This window comes from Streptomyces sp. NPDC005141, from assembly GCF_053599975.1.
Genome location: NZ_JBSFYW010000002.1, coordinates 21,805 through 40,420, shown reverse-complemented (window position 1 = coordinate 40,420; position 18,616 = coordinate 21,805). Strand labels below are relative to the sequence as shown.

Below are 18,616 nucleotides of genomic sequence, written 5' to 3'. Positions count from 1 at the left end.
CTAGCCACGGATCACCCACTTGACCCTCACATCTATGTGAGGGTTTGAGGATTCGTGCCATGACCACCACCACACCATCCCAGGCGCCATCCCAGGCGCGACGAGCCGCGCTGCCTTGGTCGGCGTTGCTGGCGTTGGGGACCGCGGTCTTCATCACCAGCCTGACCGAAACCTTGCCCGCCGGAGTCCTGCCAGAGATGTCCTCGACGTTGGGCGTGAGTTCCGGTGCTACCGGCCAGGCCGTCACCGTCTACGCGGCCGGCACCGCCCTGACCGCCATCCCGCTGGCGGCAGCCACTTCCGCTGTTTCGCGCAAGCCCCTGCTGCTCAGCGCCATGACGGTCTTTCTGGTCGCCAACACCCTCACCGCCGCTGCACCGGGATACGTCGCTCTCCTGGCCGCCCGCTTCCTCGCTGGTGTCGCCGCCGGTCTTGCGTGGGCGATCCTCGCGGGCTACGCACGACGTATCGCCCCGGCCGGGCTGGAAGGGCGTGCCATCGCCATCGCGATGACCGGGATTCCTTTGGCACTGTCCCTGGGCGTGCCCGCCGGGACCTTGGTCGGGCAGCACGTGGGATGGCAAGCAGCGTTCGCGGCCGTATCGGTGATCACCCTCGCCGTCATCGCCTGGATCGCCCGGTCCGTCCCCGCCACGGACCAGCCGGAGACCGTCAACGCGACGAAAGCGACCACCCGGCAGACCCTGAAAGTTCCTGGCGTTGCAGCGATCATGACCGTGGTCGTGACCTTCGTGCTCGGCCACACGATCATCTACGCCTACATCGCGCCCTACCTGCGGCAGGCCGGCCTCGGGTCGTCCACCGACGCGGTCCTGCTCGCGTTCGGTGTCGCTTGCCTGGTCAGCATCTTGTACGTCGGGCGCCGCATCGACCAGCACTTGCGGGCACTGGCGTTGACTGGGACAGCACTGTTCACTCTCGCCACCGCAGCATTCGCCGCCACGACTGCGCATCCGGTCGTCTGGGTCGCCGCTGTCGTGTGGGGCCTGGGCTGGGGCGGCATGCCTACCCTGCTCCAGACCGCTGCCGGACACGCCGGTATGCGACGCGGCCCGGCCGTTGCCGACACCGCGCAGGCCATCCTCGTCACCCTGTGGAACGCCGCGATGGCGTTCGGCGGGATCATCGGCGGCGTCATACTCCAAGACATCGGCGTAACCGTCTTAGCCACCGTGGCCGCGGCCCTCGGAGCAGCCAGCCTGCTCATCGTCGCCATCGTGCGTCGCCACGCCTTTCCCGCGACTCGGACCGCGCCATGACACACGCCGACGCGCTGCTCCCGATGGAAGGTCGGCGCCGCCTGGTCGAGCGTTGTAATGATCCGCCCGATTGCGCATGCGGGCGCAGAGATTGGGGCGGCGCCGTCCGATGAGGCGGCGCACACCGGGGCGGCGCCAAGTTTGCCGAGCGGCTGCAGTCGCGCCGGATGTGGTGACCCCTCAGCTGCCGCGTCGCACCATTTCGTCGGCGTCGCCGTCCTCGGAACCGCGCCGGACGGTCTCCACGATCCGCTCCGGCTCGGGGTGCAGATGGCGTTCCCGCAGGTCCGCAACCGCCAGCAGCAGTGCGATCATGCTGAACCCGACCGCGGTGAGCAGCCCCAGCTGAATGGCTGTAACGGAGTGCCCGTGGTTGGCCTGATGCGCGAAGTACACCGCGCCCACCACGGCGATTCCGGCTGCCGAGCCGATGCGCTGCCCCGTCTGCAGAACTCCGCCGGCCGCACCGGCACGGTGCACCGGGACGCGGGTGAGCGTGAGTGTCGTGTTGGGCGAGACCGTGAGGCCGGAGCCGAGCCCACCGATGACCATCGGCAAGGCCGTGGCCCACCCCACACTCTGCAGGGGTACGAGTTGCACCGCCACGATCACCCCGAGCAGCCCCACCGCCACTCCGCCGAGGCCGATGACGACCAGCATGCGTCCGTGGCGCATCACCAGACGGCCTCCGATGGTGGCGCCGACCGCCGAGGCGGCTGCGAAGGGCAGTACCGAGATGCCGGCCGCCAGCGCGCTGTATCCGGCTGTGTTCTGCAGGAACAGGGAGTAGACGAAGAAGACGGTGGTGAAGCCCGCGAAGTACGTGAGACTGATCAGGGAGCCGAACGTGAAGGATCGCAGGGAGAACAGGTCCAGATCGACCAGGGGAGCCTGTCCGCGCTGCCCCTGGCGCCGCTCCCACGCCCAGAATGCGGCCAGCAGCAGCGCGCCCACCGGCAGCAGCGCCCACTTCAGCCGCCCGGTCCACTGCTGCTCCTGTACCAGCGGCAGCATGAGCGCGAGCACGGCGGTGCCGAGGAGCAGCACGCCGAACAGGTCGAACTCCTCCTTCTTGCGCGTTGACGCCGGGAATCGGGGCAGCAATCGCAGTCCCGCGGCGAACGCGGCCACCCCGATGGGCAGGTTGACGAAAAACACCCAGCGCCAGCCGCTGTCGGTGCCGACGGCGTTGATCAGCAGACCGCCCGCCAGTGGGCCCAGCGCCGTCGAGACCCCGATGACGCTGCCGAGCAGGCCGAAAGCCTTGGCCCGCTCGGCACCCTGGAACATCTGCTGGATCAGCCCCGAGGTCTGCGGGGCGACCACGCCCGCCGCCGCTCCCTGGATGAGCCGGAACAGCACCAGCCAGGAGGCACTGGGAGCCAGACCGCACGCCGCCGAGGCCAGCGTGAACGCGGCCAGCCCGAGCAGGAAGGCCTGCCGCCGCCCGCGCATGTCGCCCAGCCGGCCCGCCGGGACGAGTACCAGCCCGAAGGCCAGGGCGTACCCGGAGACCACCCAGGACTGGGCGGCCTCCGAGGCGGCCAGCCCATGCTCCATCGAGGGCAACGCCACGTTCACGATCGAGGTGTCGAGCAGCGAGATGAAGCCCGCCGTCAGACAGACCGCGAGCGCTTTCCACCGCCGGTCGTCGGAAGTGGGCTGGGCCTGGACTGTGGTCATGAGGTCACGCTAAGCAGCAACCGCACCCAACGCGTGGAAGGAGCCCTTCCGCGCGCGTCGTAGTCGTCAGGCCTGGCCCTGCCCCCACGCCTTGAGCAACGCCAAGGGTGGACCGCACCGGCCTCGAGGCAGGACCGCACCCTGGGGTGCGGGCCGGCTGATGTCATGAATCGAGCGAGGTGGATGTGCGTGACCACAATGCTGCTGCCCCAGCTCGTCCGGTCCTGGCTCAACCGGAAGCTTCGGGCGGCGGGCTCTCGTTGGGTCGTTGGGTCGGCAGGTAGGCCAGTCGGCGACTCAGCCTCGGCCGATCCGCTCGGCGGCGAACCGGGCCCCTTTAGCCTGTTCGGCCCCAAGGCCAAAGAGTTCTGCAACACCGGCGACCCGGTCTGCGGCAACGGCCGCAACAGCGCCGCGCACCTGACCTAGCACCTCAACGGCAGTGTTGAGCAGCTTGCCGAGGCGATGGTGCGGCCCGAGAGGCGCAGGGGGTTGCCGAAGACGAAGACGGCCTGGACGCGAGCCGCGAGCCCCGGGGGGATGGTGCGACTCTCCTCTGTCCGCACCGGCGGACATCTGCCCTGACACATCGGCGGAGCATGCCGTCCTCCGTGACGATGGGACGGGACAACGAGATGTGCCTGTCGATCTGAATCCGGATCTCGGTGCCGCCCGTGGCCCCCAGCGGATGCCGTGCTCCAACAGGAACCGCCTGGCGGTGTCGCCTGCGAGCCGGACAACCACGGGCTAGCACGCTCCAGCGGCGGTCTTACTACGTACTCCGACTGGGGTGCGGCAGACCCCGCGTGCGCCGGCGACGGGTGCGGGCGGACAAGACACCCCATGCAGCTATCGGGTCAAGCGGCTGCGGCGAGTGGTGATGGTTTTGGTGGGGCGAATGCGATCGCCTCGTTGAACTTCTGGCGGGTGGTCAGGCAGTGGTGGAGCTGGCCGAGCATGCGGTTGAAAAGGTTTCGGAGAGCCGCGTAGTAGCGATCGCCGGTCTCCCTTCGGCGGTTGTAGTGGTCGTGTGCGCCGGTTGAGGCAGTGAGTGCGGCGAAAGCCCAGTGCCGGCCGGTTGAGGCTAGGCGGCTGTTCTTGATCCGGCGGTGGCTGACGCGGCGGCTTTTGCCGGACTCGCGCGTCACGGGGGCACTTCCGGCGTAAGCCTTCAGATCGCGGGCTGTGTCGAACCGTGTGCGGTCGTCGCCGATTTCGGCGAGGAGCCGGGCGCCGGTCAGCGCGGCGAGACCTGGGAAGCTCGTGATGATCTCCGCGTCGGGGTGCTGCAGGAAGAGCTCCTCGGTGGCGCTCGCCAGGTCATCGCAGGCCTTGCAGGCGGCTTCGAGCTGGGCGAGCAAGGCAAGTGTTTGGTGTCCCATCGCCGTTTCCACCAAAGCTGGCTGACGAAGCCAGGTCCGGCGGAACACTTCGAGCAGGCGGTCGGTCTCGGCCTCGATCCGGCGCTGGCGGCCGGCCTGTTTGACGGCGGCTTTGAGCTTGCTGCGTGCGAGCTTGGCGGCTTTAGCCTGTGTGGGCGCGATCGCCAGGATCGCTCGAGCCTCTCGTGCCAGTAGCTTCTCGCGCTTGTCGGCAAACGCTTCAAGGACTGCCGGGTAGTACTCGCGCAGGTGCGAGCGCAGGCGGTTGTGGGCTCGGGTGCGGTCCCAGACCGCGTCCTGCTGGGCTCTGGCGAGGACGGCGATCGCCTTGACCAGCTCAGAGTCGCCCGGCAGAGGCCGGTGAAGCTCTGCGTCGGTCCGTAGGATGTTCGCCAGCACGACGGCGTCCTGGTGGTCGGACTTCTTGCGGGAGACGGCGTGCCGGTCCCGGTAGCGTGCCACGGCCATTGGGTTGATCGCGAACACCTGGCGCCCGGAGGCCCGCAGGCAGGCCACCATGAGCCCGCGCGAGGTCTCGATCGCGATCGGGATCGGATCGTCGGGAGTGTCGCCGTGTTCGGCGAGCAGACGCAGCAGGTCCTGGAAGCCCGACGCGTCGTCGCTGACCCTGAGCTTGCCGAGCAGGCGAGCGTCGGAGTCAACCACCGCCACGTCATGATGGTCTTCGGCCCAGTCGATTCCGCAGGTCACCTGCATGCACGCCTCTTTTCGATACGTCGCTGTCCGTCGGCGTCGAGCCGCGGCAGGACCACTCGGCGACCTAATAGAAGCGCTCGCCGGCGCACCACCCCATCAGCCGTCCGTGGCCCCAGCTGTTCTCAGGGTCCTCGCTCTCGTGAAGAGCTCCACGACTCCGGCTGATCAAGAGGTGGCCCTGGGAACGGCTCGAACCACGGCACGCTACGGCGGTCGAGTCCCAAGCGGCAGGGGCCGCGCACGCGTCACTCTTGTCGAAGCACTCAAAGCGCGGCATACAGCAAGACATCTCGCTCGGCCCCTGCCTAGAGCTGATCCAACTCCCAGCCCTCAACGCCTATTAGGCGTACGCGTCCCGCAAGAACCGCGCCTACCTGCGGCGTCGCGGTATCCGCTGCACCATTGGACAAGGACGACCAGGTCCGCGACCGCAAGAAGCGCGGGTCCAGCGGTGGTAGGCCACCGAAGTTCGAACCAGAGGACTACAACGTCCGGCACACGGCCGAGTGCGGCATCAATCGCCTCAAGAGACATCGAGCCGTGGCCACCAGGTACGACAGACTCGCGGTCCGCTACGAGGCTGCCGTCATCGTTGCCGCCATCAACGAGTGGTTGTGACGTACTTGTCCGACGACAACTCGAACACCCGTACTCGCCGACCACAGGTGGGATTGACGGTCTCAAGGACCGGATGCATCCCCAGTTTGGTCATGATCCGTTCGGAGGCGTCGTTGCCCACTTGAGTGATGCTGACGATCCGCTCCAGCCCTCGCTCTTCGAACCCGAACCGTATGGCGGCCGCAGCGGCCTCGGTGGCCAAGCCCTGCCCCCAGTGGGAACGTCCCAGCCGCCAGCCGACCTCAACCGCCGGCAGTACCTCCGGCAAGAAGCCGGGCACCGAAAGGCCGGTGAACCCGGCTAGCTCGCCAGTGGACCGGATCTCCACGGCGAACAGGCCGAAGCCCTGTGACTCCCACTCGCTCTCCCACGCCTGGACCCCGCCGCGAGTCTGCTGTTCGTCGCGGACGCTGCCGTCACGGATCCACCGCATGACCTCGGGGTCGGCATTGACGGCAGCCATGGGCGCAACGTCTTCCTCGCGCCAGCGACGCAGGATCAAACGGGGAGTCTCAAGCCTGACCATCCCATCATTCTGGATCACCAATGGGCTCTCCGTCATCCTCACCAGGCACTTTCGACACGCGCCCCAGGAGACGGCACATGTCGTCCTCGGGACCGCCGGGTGCAGAAGCCAGGTACGGGCCTTGGGGGTGACCGGAGGGATCAGTGCCAGGGTGAGGGCGAGCCTGCGGGCCGCTTCAAGACGGCTGGGGAAAGACCTCATCGAGATCACATCCGTCGGCCTGCAAGCAGCCCCAAAGGCCGTGGCATTTGGTGAGTCGGTGATGATGGGTAACGAACCCGGGAGTTCCTCCCAGGACAGAAGATAGGTTGCGTGCGTGGAACGGATCTTGGTGGTCGGTGTCACCGGTGCGGGAAAGTCCACGCTCGCCCGCGCCGTGAGCAGTCGCCTGGGCTTTCCGTACCACGAGATGGACGCCCTGTACTTCAACGGCCCCAACTGGGCCGTCAACGACAGGTTGGTTGAAGACGTATCCGGTCTCACCGCCGAGCCTCGCTGGATCATCGACTCTCTCGGCTATCCGGAGGTCCGTGACCTGTTGTGGCAGCGGGCCGACACCGTGATCTGGCTGGACTACCCCAAACGCGTGATCATGCCACGCGTTCTGCGTCGGTCCTGGAGGCGCACGGTCACACGCGAGGTCCTCTTCGGCGGCAACAGCGAAGGCTGGAAGGCCTGGCTGAGCCGGGAACACCCGGCCTGGTGGGCTTGGTCCCAGCACGGACCCCGCCGTCGCGAGGTCGCGCGCCGTGTCAGCGATCACCGCTTCGCCCCTCTCGACACCGTCCACCTCGGCCACCCCAAGGACACTGTGGCCTGGCTGGCTTCTCTCTGATCTGGTGCGCCGTCGGACGGCCGGCCCGACCGGAGATGGTGCGCGCACCCCTCCAGGGACGGGTTCCCGCTCACTGCGGAAGGACCGTGCAACGGACCGTGACCCTGTGGAGCACGCGGGGCCTCTGGCCTTGCGGGCGGATCGCCTTGCGCGGTCGGGCCGGTCTTGAGTGCCTGTGATCCAGGAGCGGCTTGGTGGAGGGGGCCGAGTACCGGGCAACGAAGCCGATCGTTACAAGTGGCTCTTGCGTCCTGGCTGGTATACGCGCAATTTGACTCAAAGGCATGACCCACTAATCTGTCCCAACACGCCTGATTGTCGGTGGAAGGGGCCATGGTGACCACGCCTGCCAGCACTCTGGGGCAGCGCCTGCGCGCGTTGCGGCGCGAGCGGGGCCTGAGCCAGACCGATCTGGCCGGAGGCGCAGTCTCCGCCAGTTATGTGTCGTTGATCGAAACCGACCGCCGCACCCCGGAGCCGCCGGTGGTCGAGCTGCTGGCCGAACGCCTAGGCACGTCCGTGGAGTATCTGCTGACCGGCCGGGACCGCGCCGAGCTCAACGAACGTCGACTCCGACTGCGCTTCGCCGAGCTGGCGCTCGCCAACGGCGCTGCCGTTGAGGCCAGGGATCGGCTGCTCGACCTGGCTCAGGAGAGCGACCCGGAACTGCGCTGGGAGACCCTGTGGGCACTGACCCGGGCGTACGAGGCTCTGGGCGAGACCGACCGGACCCTGGACGGGGTCGAGAGGCTGATCGACGCCGCCCGGCGGGGGGAGGCACTGCCGGTCGGACTGCTGCCGCTGCTCATGCAGCGATGTCGGATCCTCAGCGAGGCCGGCGACTTCGGCCGGAGCATCGAACTGGGTGAACAGGCTCTGGAGGAGGTGCGTCAGCTGGGCCTAGAGGGCACCGACGACGAGATCCGGCTCGCCTCCACGCTGGTCGCCGGCTACTGGGGCCGCGGTGACCTGACGACCGCGCAGCGGCTGGTCTCCCGGGTGATCGAGCGGGCTGAGCGCAACGGCTCGCGCCGAGCACGCGGCTCCGCGTACTGGAACGCGGCGTTGGTCGCCGAGGCCCGCGGCGATCTCGCACTCTCCTTGGAGCTGGTGGAGAAGGCCCTCGCCCTGATGGCCGAGGACGACTCGGAGCACAGTCTGGCCCGGCTGCGGCTGACCTACGCCTGGCTGCTGCTGCGAGCTGAACCACCGGAGCTGGAACAGGCCGGCCCCTTGCTGAATCAGGCGTACGAGGTGTTCGGGCGGGTGTCGGACACCGGTGACCTGGCCGCCTGCGAGACGGAACTCGCCCGCCTGGCAGTGCTGTCGGGCCGCCCCGGGGATGCCGTCGCCATCGCCCTGCGCGCTCTGGGCAGGCTGGAGACTCGCAAGGCGGTCGAGGCGGGCCGGGCTCGCTGGGTGCTCGGCCTGGCGATGGTGTCGGACGGCCGGACCGCTGCCGGGATCGAGGAGTGCCGGACCGCCGCCGATGAACTCCAGTCACTGGGGGCCCAGCTCGAGGCCGCCCAGGCGTGGCGTGAGGTCGCCGAACTGCAAGCCCGTCACATCGGCGCGGACCAGGCCCTGGAGGCATACCGCCGTATGGCGGACTGCCTCCGGGTCAGGCCTCCGACCCGGCTGCCGGCCCCGGCCGCCGAGGGAGTCCGCGAAGCGTCCCGCTGAAGTCCGCGGCCGACGATCTGGCACTCCCCGCCGCCTCGGGACGGAAACCTGCGCTGCTGACCACGGGCGGCAGGCCCACCGCCGTGCCACCACGCCCCACACCGGCCTCGTCCAGGCGGGGGCGTGGTGGGGAGCTCACCCCAGGAGCACGACCTCTGCGATGGCCCTGCAGCACGGACCAGGGCCGTCCGCTTTGGCCTCGATGATGGTCGCGCCCGTTACTCCGGCAGCGGCCTGGATGGTGCCCGTTAGCGGTAAAGCCGCCGTCAGGACGGCGATGACGAACGTTGCCGTCACTTGTCCGACCTGTGTCCTAGTCACGTCATGTCCTCCCCCGGTGCGGGCACAGGCGTGCCCCGGCTGAACGTCAGCGACGATCGTATGGTCAAGATCTCCTGTCAACTCGGTTGCCCTGTGCTTCATGAGCAATTCACATAAGGCTCGTGACGAAACCCCTCAAGAGCTTCTTGACCTGCTCCTTTGTGGAGTGTCAAGGCTGCGAACCCAGGCCGGACGCACCCCTTGCTGGGTCCTCACCAGGCCGTTCGTTGAGTCGAGAAGTTCCTTGACTCGTCGCTCACGGGCTGTGTACGGTCGAAACGAAGCCGCAGTGACGGCAAGATCACCGGGCCTGATGTGCCTGTGATTGCAAGACGGGGGAGGTATCGCACCTTCGAACAAGGGGTGCGCTCTGCCTGACTTCCTTCTCGCGGCGCCGACGGAAACGCGGCGAAAGTCCAGTCAAGAAGGGTTGTCAATTCATCATGTCCAAGCTTGATCGCGCGCGTCTCGAAACGCTGGCCGCGGAACTCCTGGAGAAGCAGTTCGATCGCGTGCCCAAGCTCCGCGAGCTGCACCGCGGGGAGTGGATCGACCGTGACTACTACGTCCGGCACATCACCGAAACGGTTCTGCGTATCCGCCTGAACAACGAGGTCGACAGCTACGCCCTCTACAAGGTCGGTTCCCAGGACGACAACCTGGCCGCCAAGCTCGCCCGCTACCTCGCCGAGGAGTTCGGGCACGAGAACATGTTCACCAAGGACCTGCGGAAGTTCGGTCTGACCATCGACGAGCTGAACGCCACTCCGGTCTTCCCCTCCACCGCCAAACTCATGGGATACCTGCGGCTGGAGGCCGACCGGTCCGGTCCGGCGCCCACCACGATCTGGGACTGGTTCGTGGAGTGGTACTCCGACCGCTACAACCCGGTCATCACCGCGAAGGCCGAGCAGGAGTTCGGCAAGGAGTACGTGCACGGCACCCGTGCGCACCTCGCCTTCGACGAGGACCACGACCACGACGAGCTGATGTTCCGCACGGTCTCCCGCGCCGTCGAGAAGTTCAGCACTCCCGAGCAGGCCGAGGTGTACCTGACCGTCTTCATCGACCTCATCGGTGACTACTTCAGCGAACTGTACGAGTCCACGGTCGGGGCGCGCGAAGCAGTGCCGGCCGGAGTCTGACATGACGACCGACCTCCGCGACGCGCGACCCGGCCGGGTGCTGGTCATCGAGCCGGTTTCGTCCGGAACGGCACTGCTGAGCGCGGCCCGGGACCTGGGGCTGCAGACGGTGGTGGCGTCCTTCGACGCCGATGACCGCCGTCTGCCGGACCCGGTCCGGCAGGACATCGACACCCTGGTCGTCGTCGACACCAACGACGAGTCCGCCCTCATGCGGGCCGCGATCCGCCTGCATGAGGACGGTGGCCTGCTCGGTGTTCTGCCGGGCTTCGAGTTCTATGTCCCCGTCGCCGCCCGGCTCGCCGCCCGGCTCGGTCTGGCCGGATTCGCGGAGGACTCGGTCGCGCAGGTCCGTGACAAGACCGCGATGCGGCAGCGGACCGACGCCGCCGGGCTCCGGGTGCCGCGGTGGGCCCCGGCGTCGTCCACTGCCGAACTCGACGCCGCCGCCGATCACGTGGGCTTCCCCTGCGTTCTCAAACCCACCGACTCGGCCGGCAGTGTCCACGTCAGCCGCGCCGACACCCGTGGTGAACTCCACCGGGCCTACCGCATCCTGGCCGCGGACTCCAGCCCGGATCTGGGCCGCCGCCTTGACGGCCGGGTGCTGGTGGAGGAGTACGTCGACGGCCCGGAGGTCTCCGTCGAGGGCTGCGTGAGCGCCACCGGCGAGGTGGCCATCGTGGCCGTCACCCGTAAACTCCTCGGGCCCGAACCGTACTTCGTGGAGCTGGGCCACATTGTCCAGGCCGGGCTGAGCACCGCCGAGCGGGACGCCGTCGAGGCATACGTCACCGACGTGGTCGCCGCGCTCGGAGTGCGGGTCGGGCCGTTCCACTGCGAACTGCGGCTGCCCGGCGGCGAGCCCGTACTCATTGAACTCGGCGCACGCATGGGTGGCGACCACATACCCGACCTGGTCCGGCTGGCGACCGGCGTCTCCCTGCCTCACCTCGCGGTTGCCGCACACGCGGGTCTGCCGCTGGAACCGGCCCGGTCTGCAACGGCCGTCCCCGCGGAGGCACCGCGCGCCAAGCACGCCGGCATCCGCTTCTTCACCGCGCCCGGCCGCTCGAGCTACCGCACCGTCTCGGGCCTCGCGGAGCTGCGCGCTCGGCCCGAGGTGCTCGACGTCGAGTTGTATCTGGCGCCGGGCGAGCCGATTCCGCCCGAGCACGACTTCCGCTGCCGGATCGGGCACGCCGTCTACAGCGCCGACTCGTACGCCGACGCCGTCGAGTTCGGGCATCTCATCGATCGTGGAGTGAGCTTTGAGTAACGCCGCATCCCTGCCCGCGCCCGATTCCCTGCCGCTGCTCCTGGTCATCAACCGGTACGACGACGAGTTCGGCGAGTACCACCGCTTCGTACCGGACGGCACCCACCGGCTGGCCTACCTCACCACCGAGGACGGCCTGCCGCCGCTGGACCGTGACACGGCCGCGGACACCGTCGTCGTACCGGATCTGGAGTACGCCACCCTGTTGCCGCACGCCCGGCGCATCGCCGAGGAGCACGGACCGCTCGCCGGCATCGTCGGCGTCTCCGAGTTCGACCTGCTCGCCGCCGCCGAACTACGCACCGCCCTCGGCGTCCCCGGCTGGGGCACCGACTACGTCACCCGCTTCCGCGACAAGACCGTCATGAAGCGCTGGATCGGCTACGCGGGCATCCGCGCCCCCCGCTACCTCGGGCTGACCGCCGAGGCAACCGCCGCCGCGGTCCTGGCACCCACAGCGGGACTTCCCGGTCTGCCACTGATCCTCAAGCCACGCGACGGCGCCGCATCCCGAGGGGTCCGGCTGGTCCGCGGCGAGGAGGAACTCGCCGCGGCACTGGGGGACATCGGCCCCGAGGCCCTCCAGGGGTACGAAGCCGAGGAGTACGTCGAGGGCCGGATCCACCACGTGGACGGCATCCGCTGGGGCGGCCGCTTCCACTTCGTCACCGTCTCGGAGTACGTGAACACCTGCCTGGACTTCAACGGCGGCACCCCTCTCGGCTCCGTCCTCCTCGACCGCGGCTCCCTCCACGAGCAGCTCACCGGCTTCGCCGCCGACTGCCTGGACGCCCTGGAACTGTGGGACGGCCCCTTCCACCTGGAGCTGATCCTCACCGAGACCGGCGAGCCCGTGTTCCTCGAGGTGGGCTTACGCCCCGGCGGAGCCGGCGTGCCCTTCCTCCACCGCGACCTGTTCGGCATCGATCTGTACTGCGAGGCCGTCCGCACCACGATCGGCCTGCCACCGCTCACCGACGAGGCCGAACTGCGTGGCATCGAGGCCTCCGGCGGCTGGCTGGTCTTCCCCGAACCCCGGCCCGTGCCCGCCCGGGTCACCCTCCGCGACTCCCTGGTCGAGGCGGTCCCCGAGGTGTACGCCGAGGCACTGCCCGAGATCGGCCACGTATTCGACGGGGAAGGCGGCTACGACCACGCCGGCGGCCGCTTCCTGCTGCGCGGCACCGGCCAGGCCGCGGTGCGCCGGGCCGTCCAAGAGGCCATCGTCCACTACCGATTGGTGGCCGAACCCGCCGCAGCGGAGGTCGTCGCGTGAGCGAGCTGCGCTTCCACTGGGGCTCCGCGCTGGACGACGGCCAGGAGAAGACCGCCCAGAAATACGCGTCCGACGTCCTCGATCTCGACGGCGCCATCGACTTCACCCAGGAGGCCGACGAACTCGGTGTCGACTCCCTGCTGATGGCGCAGAGCTTCGATCTGCCGGACCCGCTGCCCATCATCGGGACCTTCATGCGCGAGACACAGCGGCTGAAGTTCATTCTGGCCTACCGGCCCGGTCTGCTCTCGCCGACCCTCTTCACCCAGGTCGTCAACACCCTGTCCTGGATGTCCGGCGGCCGCGTCTCGCTCAACATGATCGCCGGCATCTCCCCGGCCGAACAGGCCTACTACGGGGACTTCCTGCCGCACGACGACCGCTACGCCCGCGCCGCCGAGTTCCTGGAGATCGCCCACCGCTTCTGGCGGGACCCGGCCACCCCCTTCGACTACGAAGGCGCCCATTACCGGGTGAAGCAGGCCCAGTTGGGCCTGGGATACCACGGCGACGGCCGTCCCGAGATCTACGTCAGCGGCGCCTCGGCCGTCGCCCAGGCCAACGCCGTCAGATACGGGGACTGCTGGTTCCGGTACGCCGACGTCCCCGAGGCGATCGCGAAGTCCGCCGGGCCCGTCCTCGCACAGGGCTGCCGGGTCGGCCTGCGCTTGCAGGTGCTGGCCCGCGAGACCCGCGAGGAAGCCCTGGCGGACCTGGCTGCGGTCGTCGCCGGCGGCGATGAGAGGCACCGCGAGTGGGTCGCCGAGTTCGTGGAACAGGGCGACTCCCAGGCCGTGAAGAACTCCTTCCGCCTCGCCGAGGAGGCCGGCCACGGCTGGCTCGACCCGGTGCTGTACTCGGGCGTCGTCGCCTACCGCGGCGGCCCGGCCCTGTGCCTGACCGGAAGCTACGAGGAGATCGCCGAGGCACTTGTCGCGTACAAGGCCGCCGGTGTCGGCGAGTTCATCCTCTCCGGTTGGCCCGCCCGCGACGAGATGCGGCGCTTCTTCACCCGCGTCCTGCCCCTGGTGCGCGCGCTCGAACAGCGGGAGCCGACCCGGTCCGTGTCCGAACGGCAGAGGGCCTGATGGCAGGCGAACGGGCCCGGCGCTCGCTCTTCTCGGGCGGTGTGCTGATCGGGCTCATGGCCCAGCAGATCGTGCTGTTCGCCGTACCCCTGATCATCTACCGCGAGACCGGCGGGGTCGCCGCGCTGGGCCTGGCCTACGCGCTGGAATGGCTGCCCAACCTGGTGGCCTACCCCTTCGCCGGAGTACTCGCCGACCGCGACGGCGGGGTCCGGCTGTTCTCCCGCGCCAACCTCGCCCGGGCCGCGCTGCTCGGCCTCGCGGCGATGCTCTGCCTGACCCTGCCGGGCTGGTCCACGCCGGTGCTCCTGGTCAACGGCGCACTGCTCTCCACGCTGATGGCTGGCGTCCACATGTCCGTGGAGAAGGTCGTCCCGCAGATCACCGAGGGCGAGAACCTGGTGAAGACGCAGTCCCTGGTGCAGAACATGGAACTGCTCGCCATGGCCCTCGGTCCAGGCCTGGCGGTGGTCGCCGTCCTCGTCCTGGGCAAGGTGGGGCTACTGGGCCTGGCCGGCGCCATGTTCGCCGCAGCGGCGGCCTGCTGGCTGCCGCTGCCCCGGCACCGTCCCGAGCCGATCTTGCGGGCGGCTGCCGAGAGCTCCGGCGCGCTGCGAGACTCCGTGTCCGAGATACGGCAAGGCTGGCGGCTGCTGGTCGGCAACCGACCGGTGCTGACGCTCGCGGGCTTCAACTTCCTGATCAACCTGGTGGCTTCGGTGGCCCTGGCCACGAACGTGGCCGTCGTCACCGGTGTGTTCGACGCCCCCGACTCGACCTTCGCCCTACTGAACACCTGTGTCGGTGCCATGGGCCTGGTCAACCTCCTTCTCATCCCGTTGCTGCTGCGGCGGTTCCAGCTCAGTGTGCTGGGCGTGATCGGCTTCACCGGGCTGTGCGGCGCGCTGCTGCTGCTCGGGTTCGCGTCCTCCCTCGCCGTCTACGCGGTGGCGTTCGTGGGGATGTGGGTCGCCGCCGCGTACTTCAACGTCTACAACCGCACCCAGCGGGTGAAGGCCATCCCCCGGGAACACCTGGGCAAGGTCACGGGCTCGTTCTTCATCATCAACGACCTGTCCTTCCCGCTCGCCGGAGCCCTCGTCGCGGTCACCGCTGACGCGATCAAACCCCAGCGACTCACTGCCGTACTGACGTTGCCTCTGGCGCTGTTCGGCCTGGTGTTCCTGCCGCTCACCATCCGTGGCTTCCAACGACCCCTGGCAGACCCACCGATCGGTGCGGAGCCGGAGCCGGAGTCGGCGGCAGCCACGACCACGGCCGTGACGGGAGGGCAGGCATGAGCGCCCCGGTCCGCCGCCCGTCGGCACCGCTGGACGCGGACACGTTCCGCGAGGCCATGTCCCATCTGCCCACGGCCGTGTCCATCGTCACCACCATCGACGACCACGAACGCCGCTGGGGCTTCACCGCGGGCTCCGTAGTCTCCGTCTCCCTCGACCCGCCGCTGCTGCTGGTCGGTGTGGACGACCGCTCCAGCTGTCTGGACGCCCTGACCGGCTCCCGCGAGTTCGCCGTCAACGTCCTGGGGGAGCGCCACCGCGATCTCGCCGCCCTCTTCGCCCGGCACGGCGCCGACCGCTTCGACGACACCGGCGCCCACGCGTTCGGCCCCTGGCCCGGTTCCCAGGACGGCCCGCCGTTGCTCGCGGGGACCAACGCGGCCTACCGCTGCACCACCGTGAACAGCGTGCCCGCCGGTGACCACCACCTCGTCATCGGTCGGCTGACCGGTTTCGTCACCCGCAAGCACGCCGAGCCGCCACTCGTCTGGTACCGCAGAGCCTTCGTCACCACGGGAGATCCCCAGCAATGAACACACCCGCCCGAGGCGGGCGCCGGATCGTCCTCACCGGCGCCCCCTTCCCCGAGCCCTCGGTCCGCGTGCTGCAGGCCGCCGGCTTCGAGGTCACCACGGCCCCCGGCGACCTCGACGAGGAGGGGGTGATCCAGGCCCTCGACGGCGCCTGGGGATACGTCCTCGGCGGCAGCGAGCAGCTCTCCGCCAAAGCCTGGGACCGGCTGCCGGACCTGGCCGTCGCCTGCTTCCTCGGCACCGGCTACGGCTCCTTCATGGAACTGCCCGCAGGCCCCTCGCCCACCCGCTTCGCCAACACTCCGCACGCGAACGCCGTCGCCGTGGCCGAGATGTCCCTCGCCCACATCCTCGACCTCCTCCGGGCCGTCACCCGCACCGCCACCGAGGTCGCTGCGGGCCAGTGGAGCGAGCGGCCCACCCCCTCCCTGGCCGGTGCCCGCCTGGGTATCGCGGGCATGGGCCACATCGGCCGTGAGCTGGCCCGAATGGCCCACGCCGCCTTCGGCACGGAGATCCTCTACTGGAACCGTACGTCCCGACCCGAGCTGGCGGCACTGCCCTACAAGGCGGTCGCGTCCCTCACCGACCTCTTCCACGCCGCCGACGTGGTGAGCGTCAACTTCGCCCACGAACCCGGCGTGAACGACGGCGTCATCACCGCCGAAGACCTGGGCGCGCTGGGTCCCTCCGGCTACCTCGTCAACTGTTCGCGCGCCGCACTGGTCGATCCGGCCGCACTGCGGTCCGCCCTGGCCGATGGCACGATCGCGGGCGCATCCATTGACGGCTACTACACCGAGCCCACCCCGTCACCCTCCGACGACCCTCACGGCCTGCTCGCCTTCGCCCCGACCCGGCTCCTCGTCACACCCCACAGCGGCTTTCACAGCACGCAGGCGATGGCCCGGATGGCCGAGATGGCGGTGGAGAACCTGCTGGCCGTGCAACGCGGTGAGGTTCCGCCGTACGCCGTACCCCTGTGACCGGCTTCGACCGTCCGGGTTCGATCGGGAACCGTCCTGAGCCGGGCCGGGGCCCAACTCACGCTTCACGCTTGTGACATCGACGGTGGAATCAGAGTGCTTGAGCACGGATGATGACCAGCTCCTCCTCCTTGGACGCTTGCCCGGAAGATTCATGTAGCCGCAATGAACTGTCTCGGGCCTGCCTGGTAGACATGGTGGGGTGAGCATCCCAGTGCTGCTGTGTCGCAGGTTGTACGTGGATCTGGCGCGCGTCGACGCGTCGACCTGTTGTCGCGTCTGACGTCGTCTTCACCTGTTCCAGGTGGAGACGGCCCCAGCGTGTTACACCCGCAACGGCAGCACACAGAGGGAGAGCCATGAGCACTGTCGCGAGCTACGAGATCCGACTGGCGGGACCGCGGTTCGGTGCGGAGGTGACCGGCATCGATCTGAAAGCAGGGGTCGACGACCGAACCGCCGAGGAGCTGCGCCGCGCGTTCCGCGACCACAAGGTGCTGGTCTTCCGCGACCAGCACCTGACTCCAGCTCAGCAGGTCGAGGCGGTAGGTGTCTTCGCGGAACCGTTCGACTACCCGACCGCCGCGAAGGACCCCGCCCATCCGCTGGTCTACCCCTACAACGTTCAGAAGACGGGCAAGGCCAGTACCTGGCACATCGGCGGTCTGTGGCGCCAGCCCGTCTTCGCGATCGAGTCGCTGACGTACGAAGTGGTGCCCGAGCTGGGCGGCCACACTCTCTGGGCCGATCTTCAGGCCGCGTACGACGACTTGTCCGAGCCGTTCAAGGTGCTGCTCGAATCGGTCGGCGCGGTTTACGACGGGAACGCGGAGAACTACGCCCAAGGCAGCAAGAGGACCTCGGTGGGGGAGACCGTCGAGCATCCGGTCGTCTTCGAGCACCCCGAGACGGGCCGGAAGGGTCTGTTCATCAGTACGTCGGCCATCGGCCTGACCGGCCTCACGACGGCGGAAGGGAAGGTGCTCCTCGAGCACCTGCTGCGGCACGCGTCGTCGCCCGACTACACGATCCGCTTCGGCTGGAACCCGGGAGACTTCGTGCTCTGGGACAACCGGGCGACCTGGCACTACGCGGTGGACGACTACGGCGACGGCGCCCGCGCCTACCGCAAGGTCATCGGAGTGGAGCCAGTGCGGCAGCCCGCGGCCTGACCAGGTTCCGGGGAGTGCCCGCGCCCGCCTGGGGCGGCGGGCGCGAGCACTTCACATCGGATCCCATTCTGGCGGCTGGCGGTTGGCGGTGCCGGAAGTGTTTTAGGTTGGCCGCATGAGCGTGCGGGGGCGGATTTACCGATATGTCGGACCGGCCGAGCTGAAGGCTGCGGTCCGGCCTGGCGGCGGCGGGTGCCGGATCGGCTCGGCGGCTGACTTCGGAAGCTGGGCCGCTGAGCGATCGACGGCGGAGCTGGCAGAGCCGTTCACCTTCGTGGTCGGCACGGACGGTGTGCTTCGGCTGGCGCCGCGGCGAAGCGAGCACGTTGCCTGTGCGGCGGGAGCAATGGTTCTGAGCGCCGGCGAGATCAGCTTCATGCGCGAGGCAGCCAGGTGGGCCGTGGGCGACGTCAGTAACCACTCCACCGGGTACTGCCCGGACGTCAGCTCCTGGCCGGATGTCGCTCGTGCTCTGGACGACGTAGAGCTCGGGCGGCCGTCCGGCTTCACCCACGAGGTGGTGTTCCGGCGGTGCCCTGACTGCCAGGAGCACAACATCGTGCGCGAGGACGACTACGTCTGCGTCTTCTGCGGCAGCGATCTGCCTGAGGCGTGGAACGTGGATCCCGCTGGATGACGGCTGTGGGTCAAGGCCAATCGTTGATGGCAGCGACGAGGACGGTCGCTTCGTAGAGGACCGCCGGCTTGGCGTATCCCGTGGCGACGGCGCAGTGCCTCTTGAGGCGATCGAATCCGCACTCGACCGCGTGGCGCTCGCGGTAGTCCACCCG

Annotated in this window: 16 protein-coding genes and 1 pseudogene; 14 read left to right on the top strand and 3 right to left on the bottom strand. The window is 68.8% G+C overall.

The annotated features are described in order from the left end of the window. Positions 1–59: 59 nt before the first annotated feature. Positions 60–1,280 carry an MFS transporter gene (locus ACWD68_RS01555; protein WP_451804443.1) on the top strand — a complete coding sequence of 407 codons (1,221 nt, stop codon included), beginning with the start codon at positions 60–62 and terminating at the stop codon, positions 1,278–1,280. 180 nt (positions 1,281–1,460) lie between these two features. On the opposite strand, the gene ACWD68_RS01550 is transcribed toward ACWD68_RS01555, so the two are convergent. Beyond that, positions 1,461–2,963, bottom strand: coding sequence for an MFS transporter (locus ACWD68_RS01550; protein ID WP_451804442.1), 1,503 nt, complete (start codon positions 2,961–2,963; stop codon positions 1,461–1,463). Positions 2,964–3,152: 189 nt separating this feature from the next. On the opposite strand from ACWD68_RS01550, the gene ACWD68_RS01545 reads away from it, so the two are divergent. Then, on the top strand, positions 3,153–3,392 hold the full coding sequence (locus tag ACWD68_RS01545; RefSeq protein WP_451804441.1) for a hypothetical protein: 240 nt from the start codon (positions 3,153–3,155) through the stop codon (positions 3,390–3,392). 428 nt (positions 3,393–3,820) lie between these two features. On the opposite strand, the gene ACWD68_RS01540 is transcribed toward ACWD68_RS01545, so the two are convergent. After that, positions 3,821–5,062: an IS110 family transposase gene (locus ACWD68_RS01540; protein ID WP_451804440.1), complete on the bottom strand. Its 1,242-nt coding sequence runs from the start codon at positions 5,060–5,062 to the stop codon at positions 3,821–3,823. 344 nt (positions 5,063–5,406) lie between these two features. On the opposite strand from ACWD68_RS01540, the pseudogene ACWD68_RS01535 reads away from it, so the two are divergent. Beyond that, positions 5,407–5,680 (top strand): annotated as a pseudogene (locus ACWD68_RS01535) (IS5 family transposase); the annotation flags it as partial. Here the strand turns inward: ACWD68_RS01535 and ACWD68_RS01530 are convergent. Further along, positions 5,664–6,206: a GNAT family N-acetyltransferase gene (locus ACWD68_RS01530; RefSeq protein WP_451804673.1), complete on the bottom strand. Its 543-nt coding sequence runs from the start codon at positions 6,204–6,206 to the stop codon at positions 5,664–5,666. The pseudogene ACWD68_RS01535 and the gene ACWD68_RS01530 overlap by 17 nt on opposite strands. Before the next feature lie 316 nt (positions 6,207–6,522). On the opposite strand from ACWD68_RS01530, the gene ACWD68_RS01525 reads away from it, so the two are divergent. From ACWD68_RS01525 to ACWD68_RS01475, 11 genes are all read left to right on the top strand, one after another. Further along, the gene (locus tag ACWD68_RS01525) at positions 6,523–7,041 is read left to right on the top strand and encodes an AAA family ATPase (RefSeq protein ID WP_451804439.1); all 519 of its coding nucleotides are present in this window, start codon (positions 6,523–6,525) and stop codon (positions 7,039–7,041) included. Positions 7,042–7,374: 333 nt separating this feature from the next. After that, positions 7,375–8,724 (top strand): helix-turn-helix domain-containing protein, encoded by a 1,350-nt coding sequence (locus ACWD68_RS01520; protein ID WP_451804438.1) that lies wholly within the window; start codon positions 7,375–7,377, stop codon positions 8,722–8,724. 764 nt (positions 8,725–9,488) lie between these two features. Then, positions 9,489–10,190 (top strand): hypothetical protein, encoded by a 702-nt coding sequence (locus ACWD68_RS01515; RefSeq protein WP_451804437.1) that lies wholly within the window; start codon positions 9,489–9,491, stop codon positions 10,188–10,190. A 1-nt stretch (position 10,191) separates the two neighbouring features. Continuing rightward, the gene (locus ACWD68_RS01510; RefSeq protein WP_451804436.1) at positions 10,192–11,469 is read left to right on the top strand and encodes an ATP-grasp domain-containing protein; all 1,278 of its coding nucleotides are present in this window, start codon (positions 10,192–10,194) and stop codon (positions 11,467–11,469) included. Further along, on the top strand, positions 11,462–12,745 hold the full coding sequence (locus ACWD68_RS01505) for an ATP-grasp domain-containing protein (protein ID WP_451804435.1): 1,284 nt from the start codon (positions 11,462–11,464) through the stop codon (positions 12,743–12,745). Before ACWD68_RS01510 ends, ACWD68_RS01505 begins: the two co-directional genes overlap by 8 nt. Further along, the gene (locus ACWD68_RS01500; protein ID WP_451804434.1) at positions 12,742–13,833 is read left to right on the top strand and encodes an LLM class flavin-dependent oxidoreductase; all 1,092 of its coding nucleotides are present in this window, start codon (positions 12,742–12,744) and stop codon (positions 13,831–13,833) included. The genes ACWD68_RS01505 and ACWD68_RS01500 overlap by 4 nt, the downstream gene beginning before the upstream one ends. Continuing rightward, positions 13,833–15,134, top strand: a complete 1,302-nt coding sequence (locus ACWD68_RS01495) for an MFS transporter (RefSeq protein ID WP_451804433.1) — start codon at positions 13,833–13,835, stop codon at positions 15,132–15,134. Before ACWD68_RS01500 ends, ACWD68_RS01495 begins: the two co-directional genes overlap by 1 nt. Then, positions 15,131–15,667 (top strand): flavin reductase family protein, encoded by a 537-nt coding sequence (locus tag ACWD68_RS01490; RefSeq protein WP_451804432.1) that lies wholly within the window; start codon positions 15,131–15,133, stop codon positions 15,665–15,667. The genes ACWD68_RS01495 and ACWD68_RS01490 overlap by 4 nt, the downstream gene beginning before the upstream one ends. After that, on the top strand, positions 15,664–16,653 hold the full coding sequence (locus tag ACWD68_RS01485; protein ID WP_451804431.1) for a 2-hydroxyacid dehydrogenase: 990 nt from the start codon (positions 15,664–15,666) through the stop codon (positions 16,651–16,653). The genes ACWD68_RS01490 and ACWD68_RS01485 overlap by 4 nt, the downstream gene beginning before the upstream one ends. A gap of 359 nt (positions 16,654–17,012) precedes the next feature. Further along, a complete protein-coding gene (locus ACWD68_RS01480; protein ID WP_451804430.1) occupies positions 17,013–17,825 on the top strand; it encodes a TauD/TfdA dioxygenase family protein in 813 nt (270 codons plus the stop codon). Between the two features lie 115 nt (positions 17,826–17,940). Then, a complete protein-coding gene (locus ACWD68_RS01475; RefSeq protein ID WP_451804429.1) occupies positions 17,941–18,462 on the top strand; it encodes a hypothetical protein in 522 nt (173 codons plus the stop codon). The last annotated feature ends 154 nt before the right edge of the window (positions 18,463–18,616 follow it).